Raw genomic sequence first — 18432 nt, 5'->3', positions numbered from 1 at the left:
GATTTTGATTAATCGAAAATTATATGAAAAGTCAAGAAAATATCGATAAGTTTTTCGCCGAACGACTACAGCAATACGAGCGTCAGCCACGTACTGTTGCATGGGAAAAACTACAAGCAAAACTAGATAAACAAGAAAGCAAACTGATTCCCTTATGGTGGCGGTATGCGTCGGCTGCTTCGGTAGCATTATTGTTAGCTTCGGGCATTTATTGGATGAATGCACCGAAAGATTTGGATGCTATCAAGATGGCTTCTAACCCAACAAAAACAATTTCAACTGAAAAGAAAACGGGTGAAACAGCAAAAAATATAGCCTCGCCAATTGCTCACGATAATATTTCAATAGCAAGCAATGCCGCAGAAAGGTCTAGAACAAAAATAGTGACAGATACTAGTACAGAAAAGGCAATTAGAACAGGTAAGACAAGTGCTGAGAAAAATTTAATTAGCCCTAAGGATGAGCCAGTATTGGTTAAGAACATAGCACCAATACAAATACCAAAACCTGAGATAGCGCCTAGCACAATTGTTTTAGTAGTAGATAATACGCCTAAAGTGAATAAGGAAGTAGAGAAAGAAACAATAGTGTTGAACCTGATAGAAACACAAGCTGAAGCGGTTGCGGAAACTACGACATTGGACGAAAGTGCTAATAGAAAACCTAGCAAGTTTAATAGAATCTGGCAACAGTTGAAAAGAGCTAAAAATGGTGAAAATGTAGATTGGAAAGAGGTTGGGTTTAATCCACAAAAGCTTTTGGCTAAAGCAGATGCTAAGATAGAGAATGCACTGACAAAAGGAGAAGAAACAGAAAAATAAAAAAATAATTGATGCAACCCGAACTTAGTCAATTGCATCTTAAATACAAACAACAAATTTTTAGAATAACTACTAATTTAATTCAAAACCAAGGCATGCGGGGGATAGAATTAAGGGGAAAGAAATCTCTAAAAAACCTAAACAATAAATAAAATCGCCATGGAAACGTACCAAATGAAGAGAGTGATGAGCAAAATTACTTTTTCAATAATCGTATCATTTTTTGTTATCTCGATAACAAGTTTTAAAAGTTTGGCTAACTCGAACGAAAAGGATTCAACCGTAATAAATATCGATAAGCGTAATCAAACATTACTAAATAGTAAAAATCCGAATAGGTCTTTAAAAGAAGATTTACAGGAATTGTTTCAAAAGAACGGGATGAACCTTGATGATGAAACATGGAAAGGAATCCGTAGAGTAGTGAATAGCGAATTGAGCAAAGATACGGTATTGGTAATTGTACAAAACAATAAGAGTATCAATGTGGCGATTAATGGTAAAACAGATGATACTGTAAGAAATAGTAATACTAGCTCGAGCCAATCATCCAATAGAAACGTATCCAATGGTAATAGTGGTTCTAATGTGAAAATTGGATTGGGTGGAGTACATGTAAAAGATGGCAATGAAGAAGTTCATGTTAGCTGGAACGGCGTAGTTGTGAAAGATGGTAATGATGAAGTAAAAGTAATATTGAAAGATACGGCCAAAGTTAGTAGAAGAGAACAAGGCTTTAGTAGTCGCTCAGGATTTAATATTTATTTTGGCTTCAATAGCTTTGCTAACACTGGAAGTGTCTCGGGAATATATAACTCGAAAGACTTTGAATTAAGTCCGTTCGGTTCAAGATACTTTGGCTTTGGCTGGACAAGAAGCGGTATGATTAGTAAAGGCACAAAAGCGGCTTTGAAGATAAGCTATGGTCTTGAAGTATCATGGAACAACTATATGTTCGAAAACAATAATTACTTAGTAAAAGGAGCGAACAACGTAGAGTTTGCCAACTATAAAGATGCTGCTGGTAATGTGATTCCACTTTCAAGAAATAAACTAACGGTTGCTAATATCAACATTCCGATAATGCCCTATGTGGCTTTCAGAAAGAATAGCGTAGTTACTTACATTGCTGCTGGTGGATATGTGGGTTATAGAATAGATAGCTATACAAAAACGAAAGAAGAAGATAGCGGAGCTAAGCAATGGAACCATAGTAGCTTTTATTTGAATAATCTTCGTTATGGTTTGGCTTTTGAATTAGGATTGAAAAATTTCCCTGATTTGTTTGTAAACTATGATTTAAACAAATTGTATCAAGATGGCAGAGGTCCTGGCATAAGTGGAGTAAGTTTCGGAATAAGACTATAAGTTAAAGATTATAATTCATTGAGCTTGGCATTTATTGGATATTTTAAATCAAAAATATTCAATAAATGCCAATTTTGTAACTGTCGAATTATCAATGAATTAGATTTTTTTGCGAAAAAAAAGTGAAATTTTTTTTATTTAACGTTTGACAAAATAAAAAATAAACTTACCTTTGCACACTCTTTCACCAGAACGCTAAACGTAAGCAGTTCAAAAGTAGAGAAAATGGGGGTGTACCAGAGTGGCCAAATGGGGCAGACTGTAACTCTGCTGGAGTATTCCTTCGGTGGTTCGAATCCATCCGCCCCCACGATTTGAATGAGTGAATATTTAAATAAACGTTTAAAATTCAATACTCAATCATCTTCACTATTTAAGAGTAAGCGGGAGTAGCTCATTTGGTAGAGCGATAGCCTTCCAAGCTATAGGTGGCGGGTTCGAGCCCCGTCTCCCGCTCAGATGGAACAATAGTAAGTGGTTAGTTGTTAATTAGTTAATAGTTATTAGTTTAGCTAAAAACGATTAACAATTAACCTCTTATAATTTCTAAGGGTTGGGTTTCCGAAAATGCCTTTGTAGCTCAGTGGTAGAGCACTTCCTTGGTAAGGAAGAGGTCGGCAGTCCGATTCTGCTCAAAGGCTCGAATCAATTTGAAGATTGTTTTAATTTGAAGATTTGAAAGTTATTTTGTTGTTTTTACAGAATAAGTTAAAATGTTTTCAAATATTCAAATCCTCAAGTTTTCAAATGTAAAAAGTATCAAACAATTATTTAAATAAAACTAATTAAGAACTAAATATCATGGCAAAAGAGAATTTTGACCGTAGTAAGCCCCACGTAAACATTGGTACAATCGGTCACGTTGACCACGGTAAAACTACATTGACTGCTGCAATCACGAAAGTGTTGTCAGAAAAAGGACTTGCTGAGAAAAAAGATTTCTCATCAATTGACTCGGCTCCTGAAGAAAAAGAGCGTGGTATCACTATCAATACTGCTCACGTAGAATATTCAACAGCTAACCGTCACTATGCACACGTTGACTGTCCAGGTCACGCCGATTACGTGAAAAACATGGTAACTGGTGCTGCTCAAATGGATGGTGCTATCATCGTAGTTGCTGCAACTGATGGTCCAATGCCACAAACTCGTGAACACATCTTGTTGTCTCGCCAAGTAGGTGTACCTCAATTGGTTGTATTCATGAACAAAGTGGATATGGTTGATGATCCAGAATTGTTAGAATTAGTAGAAATGGAAATCCGTGAATTGTTATCATTCTATGAATTTGATGGAGATAACATTCCAGTAATCCAAGGTTCTGCTTTAGGTGGTTTGAATGGCGAGCCGAAATGGGTTGCTACTATCGATGCATTAATGGATGCTGTTGATAGCTGGATTCCACTTCCTAAGCGTGATGTTGATAAGCCTTTCTTGATGCCAGTTGAAGACGTATTCTCGATCACAGGTCGTGGTACTGTTGCTACTGGTCGTATCGAAACTGGTATCATCAACTCAGGTGAAGCAGTAGATATCTTAGGTATGGGTGCTGAAGGCTTGAAATCAGTTGTAACTGGTGTTGAGATGTTCCGTAAAATCCTTGACCGTGGTGAAGCTGGTGATAACGTAGGTTTATTATTACGTGGTATTGACAAAGAATCTATCCGTCGTGGTATGGTTATTTGTAAGCCAGGTTCTGTGAAGCCTCACACTAAATTCAAAGCTGAGGTTTATATCTTGTCTAAAGAAGAAGGTGGTCGTCACACTCCTTTCTTTAACAAATATCGTCCACAGTTCTATTTCCGTACAACTGACGTAACAGGAGAAATCATGTTGCCAGAAGGAGTAGAAATGTGTATGCCTGGTGATAACTTAACTATCTCAGTAACTTTATTGAACAAAGTAGCGATGGACAAAGGTCTTCGTTTCGCTATCCGTGAGGGTGGACGTACAGTAGGTGCTGGTCAGGTAACTGAAATTTTAGACTAATTTTTAGCTAAAAATAGATTGAGAGCGTTGCAAATATGTAACGCTCTCTTTTTTTAGAATAAATTTGTCAGTATTTTTTTTGCAAGTTTAGGATAAACAACTATCTTTGCAGTCGATTTACACGGGAATAGTTCAATGGTAGAATGCGGGTCTCCAACACCCTTGATCAGGGTTCGAATCCTTGTTCCCGTGCTTAGTTTAAGTTCCAAGTTTTAGATTTTAATTTTACTTACATTGTTTAAAATGTACTAAATTTAAAGCCTAAAATATTGGAACTTAAAAGTTTATAAGCACCATATTTTTGCCTTATAAATAACATAAATTATTAGCTTAATTACGAACAATAGAAACCATGAACAAATTACAACAACTTGTTAAAGAGTCTTGGACAGAAGTTACAGAAAATGTAACATGGCCTAAATTTTCAGAATTACAGGCAAGTTCAACACTTGTATTAGTGGCATCTTTAATTTTTGCATTGGTGGTTGGTATGATTGACTTTCTTTTCAAGTCTGGATTAGAGTATTTCTATCAATAATTTTAATTGAAGTTTCGGAATGCGGATTTAGCGATAAATCTGTTGAGATGTTACATCAATTCAAAATCTATCATGGCAAACCGAAATTTATACTCATACAATGGCAGAGACTAATTGGTACGTTCTGAGGGCAGTTTCAGGGCAAGAAAAGAAAATAAGGACTTATCTCGAAAATGAAATTGCGAGACAAAGTCTTCAGGATTATATTCCACAGATAATTATTCCAACAGAGAAAATATTTGAAATGCGTAACGGTAAAAAAACCGTACGCGAGAAAACTTTGTTTGCTGGATATATTTTTGTTGAAGCAGATATTAAATATGGTGAAGTAGCCCACTTAATTACATCAATGCCGGGTGTTATTGGCTTTTTAAGCTGGAATGATGGTAAGACATCAAAAACACCTATTCCATTGCGTGCTGGCGAAATAAAACGTATTTTAGGTAAAATGGATGAGGCTGTGGCTGTTGAAGAATTAGCACCAACGTCGTTCTCTAAAGGCGAAACTATTAAAGTTATCGATGGACCATTCTCAGGATTCGAAGGCTCAGTAGAAGAAATCTTTGATGATAAGAAAAAATTGAATGTTATGGTTAAAATATTTGGCCGTAATACTCCAGTTGAATTGAACTATTCTCAAGTAGAAAAATAATCAAATTCAGCTTAAACAAAAAGAGGAATATCTACGATAGATATTCCTCTTTTTGTTTAAGCTGAACGTAAGAAATAAAACAACCTCGACAATTGCCAATTTTGGTATATTGTCGAGGTTGTTTGGTAAATGATAATACTGTCGGTCGTTTTTACTATAAAAAGGCTGTAAACACCTTTTAAAAGCACTATTCCGAAGCTATTGCTGCTAGGTAATGAATCTGAGGTAAAATATCTACATTATCTGGACAAATAATATCTTGTGCTACTACCTGCTGACCTGATAATAATATCCTTGAATCAGGAAATTCTTTTGCTAATTGGTACACATATTTCTGAACCTCTTCTTGGGCAGGCACAGATGTTATTACTGTTAATAGATAATCTGGTTTGTGAACTTTATGAGCAAAAATAAGCTCATTAAAAGGTAAACTTTGACCAAGGTAAATTACTTTGTTGTGTCGCGAACGAATGATGTAGTTACCAAATAATAAACTAATTTCATGCATTTCCCCTTCAGGTAAAAAAAGTAAGTATTTTTTTGCTCCAATTCTTAGCGAAGGCAATTGTCCATCAATCGCAACGATAAGCTTTTGACGGATTAAATTAGAAATAAAATGTTCTTGTGCAGGATTAACTGAGCCCGTAACCCATAAGGTGCCAATTCTGCTTAAAAAGGGAAAGATGATGTTAATCATCATGTTTTCAAAGCCAAATTGAAGCGTATTAGTACTGATAATTTTTTCAAACCTTTCTTCGTCCAAATCAAGCATAGAGATTGTCAGGGCATGAATCTGTTCTGGATAGCTCAATTGTTTCTCTGAAATCAACAATACTTCTTTCGACAGCTCATTGGAAGCCATTTTTGAAATCTCAGAAATTTTATGACCATGTGCCTTCAATAGCGCAATATTCAGAACCAACTTAAGATCTTTGTCATCATAAGTCCTAATGTTAGTATCTGTTCTGTCTGGTTTTAGAATTTCATACCGCTGTTCCCAAATTCTAAGGGTATGAGCTTTAATTCCAGATAATTGCTCAAGGTCTTTTATAGAATAAATGCTCATATTGTTGGCCAAATGGCTTGATAATTCACTATCATAAAAATTTAAAGTTACATTGCTTAAAATACCATTGGCATTCAATGATGTTGTATTTTCTAGCTAAAGTATGAATAGTGTAAACGATGTGATATAATCGAATCTCTGTGAAAAATAACTGTGTATAGGGTATAAACGTCTTGTTTAAAAAAAGGTTTACAAAACTATACAATAAATTTAAAGTTGCCTAGGTAGAAAAGATAGTATGGAGTAGAAAAAAGATAAATTGTAAACAAAAAAGTAAGGGTGCTAATGCATTGTTTTTAAGGAATTTACTACTGATAAAATAATATTGTAATCCAAATGAGGTAATGAACCAGCCAATATAATTCTGAAGGGGTATTTTGTTTAAGTCCCAATGCCAAAAATCTAAACGAATAGCTACGGGTTCAATCATTACATCTAAGCAGACCATCAGCGTAGCGGCTATGATAGCTAGTAGAACATTATGCCCAAAGGATGGGCTTAAACCTTTGAATTGCTTTTGAATAATATGCCCCGAACTATACACTAAAATAAACCAATTGGCACCAATTACGAGTGGCACGTCAAATAGTTGAATCCCCAATGTTTTGCCATAATGATATTGCCCGAAAATAATACCTGTATGTACGCCCAATACTTCAATAAAAAAGCCTATCAGAAAAGTAATGATAGCAAAAAGAATAAATTTTAACTGAAAGTCTTGATGAAAAAAAAGTAAAAGGATAAATGAAATCCAAAGGTTGAAAGGTGATAAAAATTTGAAATATTCTCGGGTGACTGGAATCATTAAACCGATAAATCCGACAAGATACATCAATGACAATATTGTAAAAGTTATTTTACGATAGCGCGTATTGAGTAAGGTTTGGATGGTTGAAAGATTCATTAGTGATTAAGAATTGCCTAAAAAAAAAGGTCTTGTCGCATTGACAAGACCTAGGGAGGAAGATGGGGCTCGAACCCACGACCCTCGGAACCACAAACCGATGCTCTAACCGACTGAGCTACAACCTCCGTGTTGTATTGGGACTGCAAAGGTAGTTGTTGAATTGACAAATAACAATTTTTTTGAAAGATTTTCTTCAAAAAAATTGTTATTTGTAGCTAACTAATTAAGCTTTAGCAGCTTTATAACGGCTTTCAGCACCTTCCCAATCTACCAAATTCCAGAAAGAATCGATATAATCAGGACGTTTGTTTTGGAATTTCAAATAATATGCGTGTTCCCAAACATCTAGACCGATGATAGGAGTACCTTTTATCTCAGCAACATCCATTAATGGATTATCTTGATTAGGTGTTGAAGATATCGCTAAACCATTAGCAGTAACTACTAACCATGCCCAACCTGAACCAAATCTTGTTAAACCTGCTTTTTTGAATTCGTCTTTGAAAGCTTCAAATGAACCAAATTTTGTAGTAATAGCTTCCGCTAAAGTACCTACTGGTGCACCACCACCATTTGGAGAAAGGATATTCCAGAAAAATGTATGGTTCCAGTGGCCTCCACCGTTGTTACGAATTGCAGGAGAGTACTTGCTTACTTCAGAAACCAATTCTTCAATTGATTTTCCTTCTAATTCAGTACCAGCTACAGCACCATTTAGGTTAGTAACATAAGTGTTATGGTGACGATCATGGTGAATTTCCATTGTCAACGCATCAAAATGAGGCTCTAAAGCATCATTTGCATAAGGTAAAGGGTCTAATACGAATGCCATTTTTTTAAGGAGTTATTTAATTATTATAGTTAAGGAGTTAGAGAGAACTCTCTACTCATGTTGTTTCAAAAACTATCAAAATTGTAATTAAGTTCTTAATTGGGAAAAAAATCTCTTCAATAAGAGCATAGAGTCTTCTTGTAAAACACCAAATGAAATGGTTGATTTAGGATGAATAATAGAAGCATCTAATTTTTTGAAGCCTCGTCTATCATCTGAAGCACCCCATACAATTCTACTCAGTTGAGACCAAAAAATCGCACCACCACACATTACACATGGTTCTAAAGTGACATATAACGTACAATTCTTTAGATATTTTGAGCCTAAAGTTTGTGCAGCAGCCGTGATGGCTAACATTTCTGCATGCGCCGTTACATCATTTAATTTCTCTGTTTGATTATAAGCTTTGGCAATCACTTGATTCTGACAAACTATAATGGCACCCACAGGAATTTCCCCTTCATCAAAGGCTATTTCTGCTTGTTGTAAAGCAATTCTCATAAAGTATTCGTCAGAAAAATACATATTTGCTAAGCAATATCAGATGAAATATTTTCAGCAACTTTATGGGTAGCTCTATTTCTTAAATAAAAATCTACCAATACCAAGGCTGCCATTGCTTCAACAATCGGTACTGCACGAGGCACGACGCAAGGGTCATGGCGACCTTTACCTGACACCACTACTGCATTGCCATCAGCATCTACGCTGTCTTGGTCTTGCATAATCGTAGCAACAGGTTTGAAGGCTACTCTAAAATAAATATCTTCACCGTTAGAGATACCGCCTTGAACACCGCCTGAATAATTTGTTTTGGTTTTCACTCGGTTCTGTTCATCCAAAAACATTTCATCATTATGTTCGGAACCATACATCTCTACGCCTTCAAAACCACTACCATATTCAAAACCTTTTACGGCATTGATACTTAGCATCGCTTTGCCTAGTTCTGCATGAAGTTTATCAAAAACAGGCTCGCCTAAACCAACGGGAGTACCCGTAATTACACAGTTTACTACGCCACCAATTGAATCTCCTTTTTTACGGGTTTCATCAATCAAATCAAACATTTGTTGCGCGATGACTGGGTCTGGACAACGAACGGCGTTTTCTTCAGCCAGATTCAAATCCAGTTGTTGATAAGGTGTCGATAACTTTAATTTCCCTACTTGCGAAACATAAGATTTAATATCAACGCCGATTTGGTTTAAAACCAATTTTGCCAAAGCACCTGCTGCTACTCTTGCAACGGTTTCACGGGCAGAGCTACGACCACCACCACGATAATCGCGATTACCATATTTGGCTGTATAAGTATAATCCGCGTGGGACGGGCGAAACTGTTGTGCGATGTGTGAATAATCTTTTGAACGTTGGTCGCCGTTCAATACCATCATGGCTATGGGTGTGCCTGTAGTTTTACCTTCAAAAATGCCAGATAATACTTGAAATTCATCGGCTTCACGGCGTTGAGTAGTAATTCTCGATTGCCCTGGTTTACGACGATCTAATTCGCTTTGAATGAAAGCCGTATCGAAATCAATTCCCGCCGGACATCCATCTACAATTACGCCAACTGCTGTTCCGTGCGACTCGCCAAATGTACTAATCTTGAATAATTTACCGTATGTACTGCTCATGTGAGTGATATAAGAAATAACGACAACTGGTTACTTCATTTTTTGATTGCTCTTAACTTATTTCCGCTTTTTATTGGGTAATAAAATATACACCATTCCTATCAACATAATGGTGATAAGAATATTGGCTTCGTCTTTTAAAAATTTACCGAAATTATTCGGTGCATCAGACGAATCTTTATCTTTCAAACCATCGTAAACTGACACTACTGTTAAAGGAGCATCGGCTGTTTTAATCGTTGGTCCACTTACCTTTAGTCGAAGTTTTGATTTTAAAGTATCATATTTCTCGGTTTTAGTATTAAAATATACCCATTTAAAATACTTATCGAGTGCAAAGTTACCAGCCTGTTTTGGAATTATCAGAAAAGTAAAGGTTTTTGTGCTAACAACTTTTCCATTTTCTGGATAAGCACTAGAATTTATTTCTGGAGGGAAAAAGTCAAAAATGTTGTCATTCTTCATTTCGGGTAGTTTGATGTTATAACCATCCCCCGTAATCTGAATGCGATACTGAACCGACTTTCCTGTATTAATACTATTTTTATTGATGACTTCTTTTAATGAAAAATCTCCCACCGACACTTCCTGCTTAAGAGGATGGTTAGGCAAATCCTTCGTTTTTATGGCTAAGACTTTGGTTTTAAAAGTAATTGCCTCGGGTATTTTTTCCCCATTTTTACCCATCGTGTATTTTATTAACCTTAGACTGACCGAGGGGAAAATGATTTCTTTGTTATTTAATGGATAAAAAGTAGCTTGATAAAATTTGTATTGTGTATAAGTTTTACCGTTTAAAACCAACTGTCCTTCTTGCGTTTCTGTGATACCAAAACTTTCTTCCCAACAATTTTCAGGTTTTAATTTTTTAGTAATTTCGGGAATTTGAATATTATTATTATCAAATTCCATTTCAGTTCCGTTATTATCAGCCACATAAAAAGCTAAGGTAACAGTGAAGCCTTCGCCAACGAAAAGACTACTTTTATTCGTGCTGAGTGTTAAAAAAGCATCATTTTTAGCATCTTTTATCTCCGATTGAGTGCCTTCGATAAAATCAGTAAAGTCTTCATTGCCTACTGAAATATCTTTTTTTTCAGGGTTAGGTTGCTCTTGGCTCGCTTTTTTTACCTTCACCGTAAAACCATCTGCTTTTATATTGAGCTCATTGACATTTACTTTAAAAGAAGGGACTTTAAGCGTACCTATTTTTTGTGGAGAATAGTTTTGGGTGATATTACAAGTAGAAATTGCTTGTCCATTTACAAAAGAATGTGAGGTTGATTTTGAAAAACCTTTTTTTGTAAAATTGGGTAAGTCGGGAAATTTGCAGGTCGGTACTTGGGCTTCGCCAGTATATTTAACTACTACGGTAAGCACAAACGGATCATTCATAGAAATATTTTTTTCTCCTATTACCAATGATACATCATTATCCTGACCCTTAGAAAGGAAGCACACTAAAGAATAAAAAAATATTGAAATAATTATATAATATTTTTTTTGTTTCACCGTTGTCTAAATAAACGTTCAAAAAATTAATACATTAATGATATAAAAAAAATATCATTTATTTTTACTAAAACACTTGATTTTCAGGTGCTTGTATGATAAATTTGATAGAGATTTGTTTTGTATTGTTACTTTATTAAATCCATTTAAAAGCTATGATTACCTTAAACTATGTCAAAGTTATTTTGGAAAAAGTTAGTTTTGATGCAAAGTTATTCGAGAAAGAATTAAAAAAAGCAATCAAGACACTATTATCTGATGAAGTAAGTGAGTTGCAAGCATGGTGTTATGATAAATTTGGGAAAATATACAATCAAGTTATCGAAAAATGTTTTAACAGACTACGTCGAAAAATGAATGTATTGGCTCAGTAAAGTTTCCTAAACACCGAATTCTAGACACCAAAAAAAGATTAAGAAAGCCCTGTTAATTTTAAATTAGCAGGGCTTTAGTTTTATTAGAAACCTTCTTTCGCTTCTTCTTTCTTCTTCTCAACTTTAGGCTTTTCGTCTTTTTTATTAACTATTTTCTTGCCCTTTTCTACTCTGGTTCTATAGTTATCCACGAATCTCTCTGAAAAAGCAATTTTTTCCTCAGCACCAACGCCTAAGAATGCATACGCATTTTTACCACTTCCTTTTTTAACTCCTTTCGATTTTGCGGCAACAGCATTATTAAATTCACCATCAGATGAAATGACACCCATCTCATTTTTTAAGTAACCCATAAAATACCAAACATCTTCTGAAGGTTCTAAATAAAGATAGAACTCGTCCCCCTCATTGGTTTTTTTGATTTCAAGCATCCCTTCAATCTCGGCATTAATATCTGTTCCTCCAATATTGGCAATAGCCAATTTGCCAACACTATAAAAAGAAGCGTGTTGGTCTGAATATCGCAAATTAGCTTTTGAAATAACCATCGTCGTATTCAGTTTAGACGAAATTGAATAAAGAGGTACGTGTTCATTTTTTACACGTCTTTCAAAAGAAGCTACGGTTTTTCCACCCAAAATATTAGCGAGTTTCGATAAGTAATGTTCTTTATCATCAGGGTCGTCGGCACTAACATTATCACGAGACTCTAAATTTATTTTTACAATCTTGTCAGCCATGGCTTTAAGTACTTCCGCAGGCATTGGGAAATTAATTACCAACATCTGGTCGAACTTATATTTTCCACTATCCACCCTCATTTCAGCAAAGCCCGACGTCTGTAATAAAGTATTAGGGTTAAAGAAATTAAATGACCCTTCGAGTTTCAGCGTCTTTTTAGCATCATCAAAAATATAACGATTGGCTTCATAAGATTGAGCTTTATCGTCGGCACCAATTTCAAAACGTGTTGTTTTGGCAATATCTCTGAATGCTCCTTTGGCTACAAAAATATCTTCGTCTTTAGCATCTTCTTTGTTCGATAAGAAGGTAGAATATAAACCACTTGAAGCTGTTCTGAAATGTAGTCCTGCAAACAATGGAGTATTGCCTTCACCTAGTAAAGTAGGTTGTACATCAATATTTACACTATCGCGGCTATTACCTTTATACACTATCCAGTTGGTCTCATACTTTTTGTTTTTAGTATCAGGACGCACAAAGCCATTTAAAGTAAGGTTCTTGTCATTTGAAATCATGCTGATTTCTCCGCGGTAAATCAATTTAGGCGAAAGGTAAAACTTATTACTTTGCTCGATATTCGCTTTGGCAGTAGTAATATATCCCTTGGTTTTCTTACGATTGTCTAGCACTACTTCTTTGAAATCAAAGTTGCCCATCTTGATATTTAGGCTATCGCCCGCTGAATTGACGTATCGGTAGATTGCATCACCTTCAAATTTGAATCTTGATAAAATCTTAATATTTCCGTTCACTAAACGATGATAAGAGTTGATGGTATCCAAGACGATTTTTGCCTGATGGAAATCTTTCATTTCCGCATCTTTACTGACAAATACGGCTCCTTTATCTGGAATAATTTTAGCATCAGCAGATTTAATAAAAGGAACCCCATTGATATTCAACGATTGTTTTTCGATGTTATACAATGCCTCTGAACCATTAAATGACAGTCCTTCTTGGCTTGGCTCCATTGACGAGAAAGTAGTATTTCGTACATCCCCCTTCATCGTTATTAGTTTCTTATTAATATCCCATTCGGCACTATTGATAGAGGTCTGATAGGCAGTATAAGGGAAATACAAGCTAGTAGAATCTTCCAATTTTAGGTTAGTAGGGGTTTTGATACTCACCAAACCCGTTTGAATATTAAAATTGATGTTCATCTTTTTACCAAGAAGAGCAGGTTTTGCTACACTCAGGTTGTTCCCTACAAATAAATCAGCAAGTTCAGCGGTAAAGACACCTTTGCCGAATTTGAAATTATTTGAACCGATTTCAGAGTCTAGTCTTTTTACTTTCCCAAAACCAAACAAACCAGTCTGACGAACCAAGAGTTTACCTTCTAACTTAGAGCTTCCTGCATAAAAGTCAAAGGTGTTTTTCTGCGTTTCAATCAGCATACTATCTACCTTAGGTTGCCATTTTAATTTAAAGTTATTGATGGCTACTTTAGTAAAGTATGCCTTGCCAACTTCTCCTTCATTAATAATACCCGTCGTACCCGTAGCAGTAACAGAATCAGGTGTAAACAAGGCTTCTTTCGCTTTGATTTGTGCCGTAAGGTGGTTTATTTCTCCTTCAGTATGCAAGCCTTTGCTGTCCATCAATAAATTTGAGCTGAATTTTACAAAGGTTTTACTATTGTATAAATTGTATTTTCCCTCAGGCACCTTGTGACTAAAGCCCAACGTATTATCAGGCATTGAAATAAGGGTTTCTTTGAAAGGCGGGAAAATGCCATCTGAATAAAAAGTACCCACAAAATTGATGTCTTTGATATTCAAACTATCAAAGTCGATGCTTGGTACTTTGAAGTATATTTTTTGGTTATAAATACCATTCACTCTCCAAGGGTGGTCGAAGTAGGCAGTTACGCCCGTAGGAACAACTAGACGAGGATACTCTAACATTCTTTGTCGACCAGACTTATTATCAGGTTTGTTGATGTAAATTACCCCTGCTTCATACTTTAAATCTCCCCCAATTTCTGTGTGTCCTTTTTTAGCTAATTCTTTTTGTGGGATAAAGGTGATTGAATCTATCTTATCCAACTTCACACTAAACTCATTGTAATTAAAGGATAAATCCCTGCCTCTAAACCTGAAATTTCCTGTTTTAAGCTCGCCACTAATCCCAAAGTTACGGTCTTTGTTTACCTTAATGATATTGTCGTAAGGAGCCATGTAAACATTCAGCGAATCTGAAAGATAGAATTGCTTTACCCCTCTAATAATTAATTGATTGTTATTCAAATCCAAGGACGCATTGGCAGTAGAATCTTTAGAACTTGATGCATAGAAAGATGGAATCAAAAAGTTGTCATAATCTTTTTTAGCCGTAAAAACCGCCAGATAATGTTGCCCTTTTCTCGAAATCTTAAGCCTTTCTACATCAGGGTCATAGTCAAAATATCCTTTTTGCATCATTTCCAAAAACACAGGTTTCAGGGCTGCTGCATCTTTTTTGTAGGCAACGGCAAGCTCGCTAAGGGTGGTAGCTTGCAAATTGTTTTTCTTAATATAATTGGAAACTACTAACAATGGATTGAAACTATAATTAGCAGATATTTTAGCAAAACGTTCAGGATTGAAATAATCGTAAGATTCAAACAAAGCAGGAACGATGTTCTTTGCCGTAACAATCATAAAATCCATTTTCTTATCTTTCAGATTCCAACGCATTACATCTGAGGTAATGTCTAATTTATGATAGCTGTCTGAATAAGAAGATTCTCTGAAACCACCTTCGTCTACCTTATTAAGGCGTAAATATTGTAATTGACGATTGTAATTAAGTTTGACAGAGGGATGATAAAGAGAATCCTGAGACGCAAAATATCCAGTAAAAATGGCCGAGGGAGAAGTAATTAAAGAATCGCTGATGTCGAATCTTTTACTGATAACCTTAAAGGCTGTTTTACCATCTTTTTTGACTAAGATAGTCGCATATTTTGACTGCACAGAGGCACTGGATATTTTCGTGCCGACAATCGTAAACCCACCCGTATAGGCAATATCATTACTGTTTTTTAAGGTCACATCATTGTGTAGTGACATAAACCTTGGGTAAATAGCGGAGGAGTTCTTGATTCTCTTCCTGCTCTGAAACTCAAAAATCCCTTTGATAGGACTGGTTAATTTTTCAGGATAGTTTAGTGTTGCCAAGTCAGCATTAAGCTTAGGGTTTCTGATAGCCATGCTGTAATTATCTAGGTTGACAAATATTTCTGGCACACCAACAGTTTCCCAAGAGAACTTGCCACCACTGCCTATCAAAACGCCTTCTTTTACATCTAAAAATGCTTTGGTATTGACCAAAATAGCTGAATCGTTCGCAGTAACTATCGCCAGATTAATGGCATTGAATTCAATGCTAGGTCCAGGGTTTAAGAATTGAGCGACTGGTTCGTCTAATGGAGGGGGAGTTGCACTACCGTTATTAGCAGGAGCTGGTGTATCCCAATCGCCCCAATCGGCTTTCTTGGCAGGTTCGGGGGTAGTAGTATTGGTCGTTGGAGTAGCTACTTTTTCAGTTTTAAAAACCTCTGTCTTCTGGTCGTTATATTTAAAACTTACCGTACCGTTATAAGCATATAAACGGTTGAAATTAGTAAAGTAAAGACTATTGTTTTTGAAAAATAGTCGACAGACATCAATGTATTTTGTAGTAGTTTTTACATCTCCTGTTTCTACAGATTTTTGTAAGGTATTTAAATAATTATCAAAACTGGCTTGTGAGAGTACCCCACTTGAAAGACCAAGGTTAGTAGCATCAAAAAATGGAATAAACTGAGGCGATTTGTAGCCCTTTTTTAGCATAAAACTGGCAGTTTTTGCCAACGCTACTTTCTGTGTTTCTGACAACGTACCAGAATTCCAGTTTTTCTCTAGATTTTGTATGATATAGTTTGCCTGAGGATTTCCAGAAGCCATTAAAACATTTTTGGCATCTGCTAAAAATTCTTCGGGCTTTTCAGAGAGCTTTAAGGCTTGTGTGTAGGCCGTAAAGCAAGATAAAATAAGTCCAAAAATTAAATAAAAGCGTTTTATTGTCATCATTGTAGGAGTTAGCTTCAAAGAAATAAACGAAATCAGTACGTATAGTATTTCATAACTAAACGAAGTATTCTTATTAAGATTTCAGAAAGAAAAGAATGCACAAATATCAACATTTCAGATGAGATAGGAGAAAGGCAGTAAAGGAAAATAAATAAGTAGATTAAAATATATGATGTAAAAATAGTACTAAAAGAAGAAAAGATAAAGGTGTTATCCTGATAGCTTGTTATTATTTAGATTAAATCAAAATAATTTTTTGTTGTAATTTATTCCCGTTGTAAATTTACAGCAGAATTTCACACTGCTTTATCAAGCCCAATGGTTGATATTAACGCTTTACAGCAAAAAACATATGGATCAAAATACTTTTAAAATCCTTTATGATCAGTATTGGGAAAAAGTTTTCGGTACTTGTTATAATCATTGTAAGGATGTTGAACTTTCTTATGAGATGGTTCAAGAGATATTTTGTTCACTTTGGGAACGCAGAGATGTGTTGACAGTAGAAGGGTCTATTGAAAATTATCTTGTGAAAGCTGCTAAGTATAAAGTAATTGATTATTTCAGAAAGAAGGCTAACCAAGTGGTGTTGGTAGAGGAGGAGGAGCTTGAAAGTGTGTGCAATAGTGAATGCTGTACTGAAAACGATGTATTGTATCATTTATTGAATGAAAGAGTAGGCAATCTGGTTGATCAGCTTCCTTGCCAGTGCCGTCAGGTATATAGATTGAGTAGAGAACAAGGATTAGATACCAAAGAAATAGCTTCAGCCCTTCTTATCTCAGAAAAGACCGTTAAAAATCACCTCACTAAAGCTTTAACAGTACTTCGTTTAAGCCTACAAGATTACCGTTAATTTTTTTTACTTTTATATAGGACTAATCTGCGACTTGTACGACTACCCTATTATAAGAAAGAATCCACAAAGATTTTGATGAAAATCACAAATGCACTTTTAGAAAAATATGCCAAAGGGCTTTGTAATCCTCAAGAAATCTTGGAGATAGAAGCATGGCTACTAGATTCGGATACTGAAGTAAGTTTTCCAAATGAAAAAGATAACCCTAAGCACAAGGAGATTATCTGGGAGAATATTAACAATAATATTTTTCCAGCACAGGAAAAACAACCACGTATTATACCTTATGCCATTGTTGGTAGACTATTAGTTGCGGCCTGTGTAATCATGATTTGCGGACTTGGATTGTTCTTATACCAAAGCAGAGATAACGCTTTGCAGGCAGTAAACAAACCTGAAGAGTTCAAGGTGTTTAGTACAAAATTTGGACAAAGAGCCAACGTAACCCTTGAAGATGGTACCATTGTTCATCTAAATGTAGGAAGCGAATTGCGCATCCCTTTACACTTTAATGATGCCCAAAGGCTCGTTACTTTAAAAGGAGAAGCATTTTTTGAAGTGACTAAAGATTCTCTTCATCCTTTTGTTGTCAATATGCCTCGTGCTAGTGTAAAAGTATTAGGGACAAAGTTTGATGTAAGAGCTTACCCAGATGATAAAGAAATATCAGTAGTCGTCAAAGAAGGGAAAGTACAGTTTTCTCCCATTGATAAAACGTATGGGAAGGTTATACTAACAAGCGATGAGAAAGGTCATTTTGATACTGAAACTGGCTTGAGAGAGGGTAACGTATATGCAGATAGGTATCTGTCTTGGATGGATAATAAGTTAGTTTTTGATAACCAAAACATAGCGCATATTGCTAAAACAATAGAGCGTTGGTATGGTGTAAAAATCAAGCTTAGCGCGCCACATATAGGCTCACAGCGATTTACGGGGCAGTTTGAAAACCTGTCTGCTACAACTGTCATAGAGAAAATCTGTTACGTAATGGATTTCCAATATAAGATAATTGATGATGAAATTATTATCTATTGATAATTACGAGCATACAGCGATATAAATAAGC

At 35.5% G+C, this 18432-nt stretch carries 15 protein-coding genes and 5 tRNA genes; 12 read left to right on the top strand and 8 right to left on the bottom strand.

Going from position 1 to position 18432, the window contains the following annotated elements:
- The first annotated feature begins 23 nt into the window (after window positions 1–23).
- From AC1RNE_RS10235 to nusG, 9 genes are all read left to right on the top strand, one after another.
- Entirely contained in the window at window positions 24–821 is a 798-nt protein-coding gene (locus AC1RNE_RS10235) for a hypothetical protein (protein ID WP_492800878.1), read from the top strand.
- A 159-nt stretch (window positions 822–980) separates the two neighbouring features.
- Window positions 981–2189, top strand: a complete 1209-nt coding sequence (locus AC1RNE_RS10230) for an outer membrane beta-barrel protein (protein WP_492800877.1) — start codon at window positions 981–983, stop codon at window positions 2187–2189.
- 227 nt (window positions 2190–2416) lie between these two features.
- A tRNA-Tyr gene (locus AC1RNE_RS10225) sits at window positions 2417–2499 on the top strand.
- A 73-nt stretch (window positions 2500–2572) separates the two neighbouring features.
- A tRNA-Gly gene (locus tag AC1RNE_RS10220) sits at window positions 2573–2645 on the top strand.
- Between the two features lie 113 nt (window positions 2646–2758).
- A tRNA-Thr gene (locus tag AC1RNE_RS10215) sits at window positions 2759–2830 on the top strand.
- 160 nt (window positions 2831–2990) lie between these two features.
- Window positions 2991–4178 (top strand): elongation factor Tu, encoded by a 1188-nt coding sequence (gene tuf / locus AC1RNE_RS10210; RefSeq protein WP_323248964.1) that lies wholly within the window; start codon window positions 2991–2993, stop codon window positions 4176–4178.
- Between the two features lie 121 nt (window positions 4179–4299).
- Window positions 4300–4370 (top strand) — tRNA-Trp (locus AC1RNE_RS10205).
- 160 nt (window positions 4371–4530) lie between these two features.
- Window positions 4531–4716 carry a preprotein translocase subunit SecE gene (gene secE, locus AC1RNE_RS10200; RefSeq protein WP_309915010.1) on the top strand — a complete coding sequence of 62 codons (186 nt, stop codon included), beginning with the start codon at window positions 4531–4533 and terminating at the stop codon, window positions 4714–4716.
- Window positions 4717–4816: 100 nt separating this feature from the next.
- Window positions 4817–5368, top strand: a complete 552-nt coding sequence (nusG, locus tag AC1RNE_RS10195; RefSeq protein WP_184129484.1) for a transcription termination/antitermination protein NusG — start codon at window positions 4817–4819, stop codon at window positions 5366–5368.
- A gap of 187 nt (window positions 5369–5555) precedes the next feature.
- Here nusG and AC1RNE_RS10190 read toward each other — a convergent pair whose 3' ends face one another.
- The 7 genes from AC1RNE_RS10190 to AC1RNE_RS10160 form a co-directional block, all read right to left on the bottom strand.
- Window positions 5556–6434, bottom strand: a complete 879-nt coding sequence (locus AC1RNE_RS10190) for a MerR family transcriptional regulator (RefSeq protein ID WP_492800876.1) — start codon at window positions 6432–6434, stop codon at window positions 5556–5558.
- A gap of 220 nt (window positions 6435–6654) precedes the next feature.
- Entirely contained in the window at window positions 6655–7338 is a 684-nt protein-coding gene (locus tag AC1RNE_RS10185) for a carotenoid biosynthesis protein (RefSeq protein ID WP_492800875.1), read from the bottom strand.
- A 53-nt stretch (window positions 7339–7391) separates the two neighbouring features.
- A tRNA-His gene (locus AC1RNE_RS10180) sits at window positions 7392–7467 on the bottom strand.
- A 97-nt stretch (window positions 7468–7564) separates the two neighbouring features.
- On the bottom strand, window positions 7565–8173 hold the full coding sequence (locus tag AC1RNE_RS10175) for a superoxide dismutase (RefSeq protein WP_492800874.1): 609 nt from the start codon (window positions 8171–8173) through the stop codon (window positions 7565–7567).
- A gap of 87 nt (window positions 8174–8260) precedes the next feature.
- Entirely contained in the window at window positions 8261–8701 is a 441-nt protein-coding gene (locus AC1RNE_RS10170) for a nucleoside deaminase (RefSeq protein ID WP_492800873.1), read from the bottom strand.
- A gap of 5 nt (window positions 8702–8706) precedes the next feature.
- A complete protein-coding gene (gene aroC, locus AC1RNE_RS10165; protein WP_492800872.1) occupies window positions 8707–9816 on the bottom strand; it encodes a chorismate synthase in 1110 nt (369 codons plus the stop codon).
- Window positions 9817–9873: 57 nt separating this feature from the next.
- Entirely contained in the window at window positions 9874–11277 is a 1404-nt protein-coding gene (locus AC1RNE_RS10160; RefSeq protein ID WP_492803627.1) for a BatD family protein, read from the bottom strand.
- A gap of 206 nt (window positions 11278–11483) precedes the next feature.
- On the opposite strand from AC1RNE_RS10160, the gene AC1RNE_RS10155 reads away from it, so the two are divergent.
- A complete protein-coding gene (locus tag AC1RNE_RS10155; protein ID WP_309915034.1) occupies window positions 11484–11702 on the top strand; it encodes a hypothetical protein in 219 nt (72 codons plus the stop codon).
- An 83-nt stretch (window positions 11703–11785) separates the two neighbouring features.
- Here AC1RNE_RS10155 and AC1RNE_RS10150 read toward each other — a convergent pair whose 3' ends face one another.
- Window positions 11786–16504, bottom strand: coding sequence for a hypothetical protein (locus tag AC1RNE_RS10150; RefSeq protein ID WP_492800871.1), 4719 nt, complete (start codon window positions 16502–16504; stop codon window positions 11786–11788).
- 352 nt (window positions 16505–16856) lie between these two features.
- On the opposite strand from AC1RNE_RS10150, the gene AC1RNE_RS10145 reads away from it, so the two are divergent.
- The gene (locus tag AC1RNE_RS10145) at window positions 16857–17360 is read left to right on the top strand and encodes an RNA polymerase sigma factor (protein ID WP_492800870.1); all 504 of its coding nucleotides are present in this window, start codon (window positions 16857–16859) and stop codon (window positions 17358–17360) included.
- Between the two features lie 78 nt (window positions 17361–17438).
- Window positions 17439–18401: a FecR family protein gene (locus AC1RNE_RS10140; protein WP_492800869.1), complete on the top strand. Its 963-nt coding sequence runs from the start codon at window positions 17439–17441 to the stop codon at window positions 18399–18401.
- The last annotated feature ends 31 nt before the right edge of the window (window positions 18402–18432 follow it).

Source organism: Arcicella sp. GW822-FHT02H01, from assembly GCF_058802005.1.
Note: the sequence above shows the minus strand (reverse complement) of the source record. Positions and strands in the feature narration are given on the sequence as shown.

What these genes read in the sequence shown, in the direction of transcription:
- AC1RNE_RS10235 (WP_492800878.1), top strand. Translation starts at nt 24, where the DNA reads ATGAAAAGTCAAGAAAATATCGATAAGTTTTTCGCCGAACGACTACAG.
- AC1RNE_RS10230 (WP_492800877.1), top strand. Translation starts at nt 981, where the DNA reads ATGGAAACGTACCAAATGAAGAGAGTGATGAGCAAAATTACTTTTTCA.
- tuf (WP_323248964.1), top strand. Translation starts at nt 2,991, where the DNA reads ATGGCAAAAGAGAATTTTGACCGTAGTAAGCCCCACGTAAACATTGGT.
- secE (WP_309915010.1), top strand. Translation starts at nt 4,531, where the DNA reads ATGAACAAATTACAACAACTTGTTAAAGAGTCTTGGACAGAAGTTACA.
- nusG (WP_184129484.1), top strand. Translation starts at nt 4,817, where the DNA reads ATGGCAGAGACTAATTGGTACGTTCTGAGGGCAGTTTCAGGGCAAGAA.
- AC1RNE_RS10190 (WP_492800876.1), bottom strand. Translation starts at nt 6,434, where the DNA reads ATGAGCATTTATTCTATAAAAGACCTTGAGCAATTATCTGGAATTAAA.
- AC1RNE_RS10185 (WP_492800875.1), bottom strand. Translation starts at nt 7,338, where the DNA reads ATGAATCTTTCAACCATCCAAACCTTACTCAATACGCGCTATCGTAAA.
- AC1RNE_RS10175 (WP_492800874.1), bottom strand. Translation starts at nt 8,173, where the DNA reads ATGGCATTCGTATTAGACCCTTTACCTTATGCAAATGATGCTTTAGAG.
- AC1RNE_RS10170 (WP_492800873.1), bottom strand. Translation starts at nt 8,701, where the DNA reads ATGTATTTTTCTGACGAATACTTTATGAGAATTGCTTTACAACAAGCA.
- aroC (WP_492800872.1), bottom strand. Translation starts at nt 9,816, where the DNA reads ATGAGCAGTACATACGGTAAATTATTCAAGATTAGTACATTTGGCGAG.
- AC1RNE_RS10155 (WP_309915034.1), top strand. Translation starts at nt 11,484, where the DNA reads ATGATTACCTTAAACTATGTCAAAGTTATTTTGGAAAAAGTTAGTTTT.
- AC1RNE_RS10150 (WP_492800871.1), bottom strand. Translation starts at nt 16,504, where the DNA reads ATGATGACAATAAAACGCTTTTATTTAATTTTTGGACTTATTTTATCT.
- AC1RNE_RS10145 (WP_492800870.1), top strand. Translation starts at nt 16,857, where the DNA reads ATGGATCAAAATACTTTTAAAATCCTTTATGATCAGTATTGGGAAAAA.
- AC1RNE_RS10140 (WP_492800869.1), top strand. Translation starts at nt 17,439, where the DNA reads ATGAAAATCACAAATGCACTTTTAGAAAAATATGCCAAAGGGCTTTGT.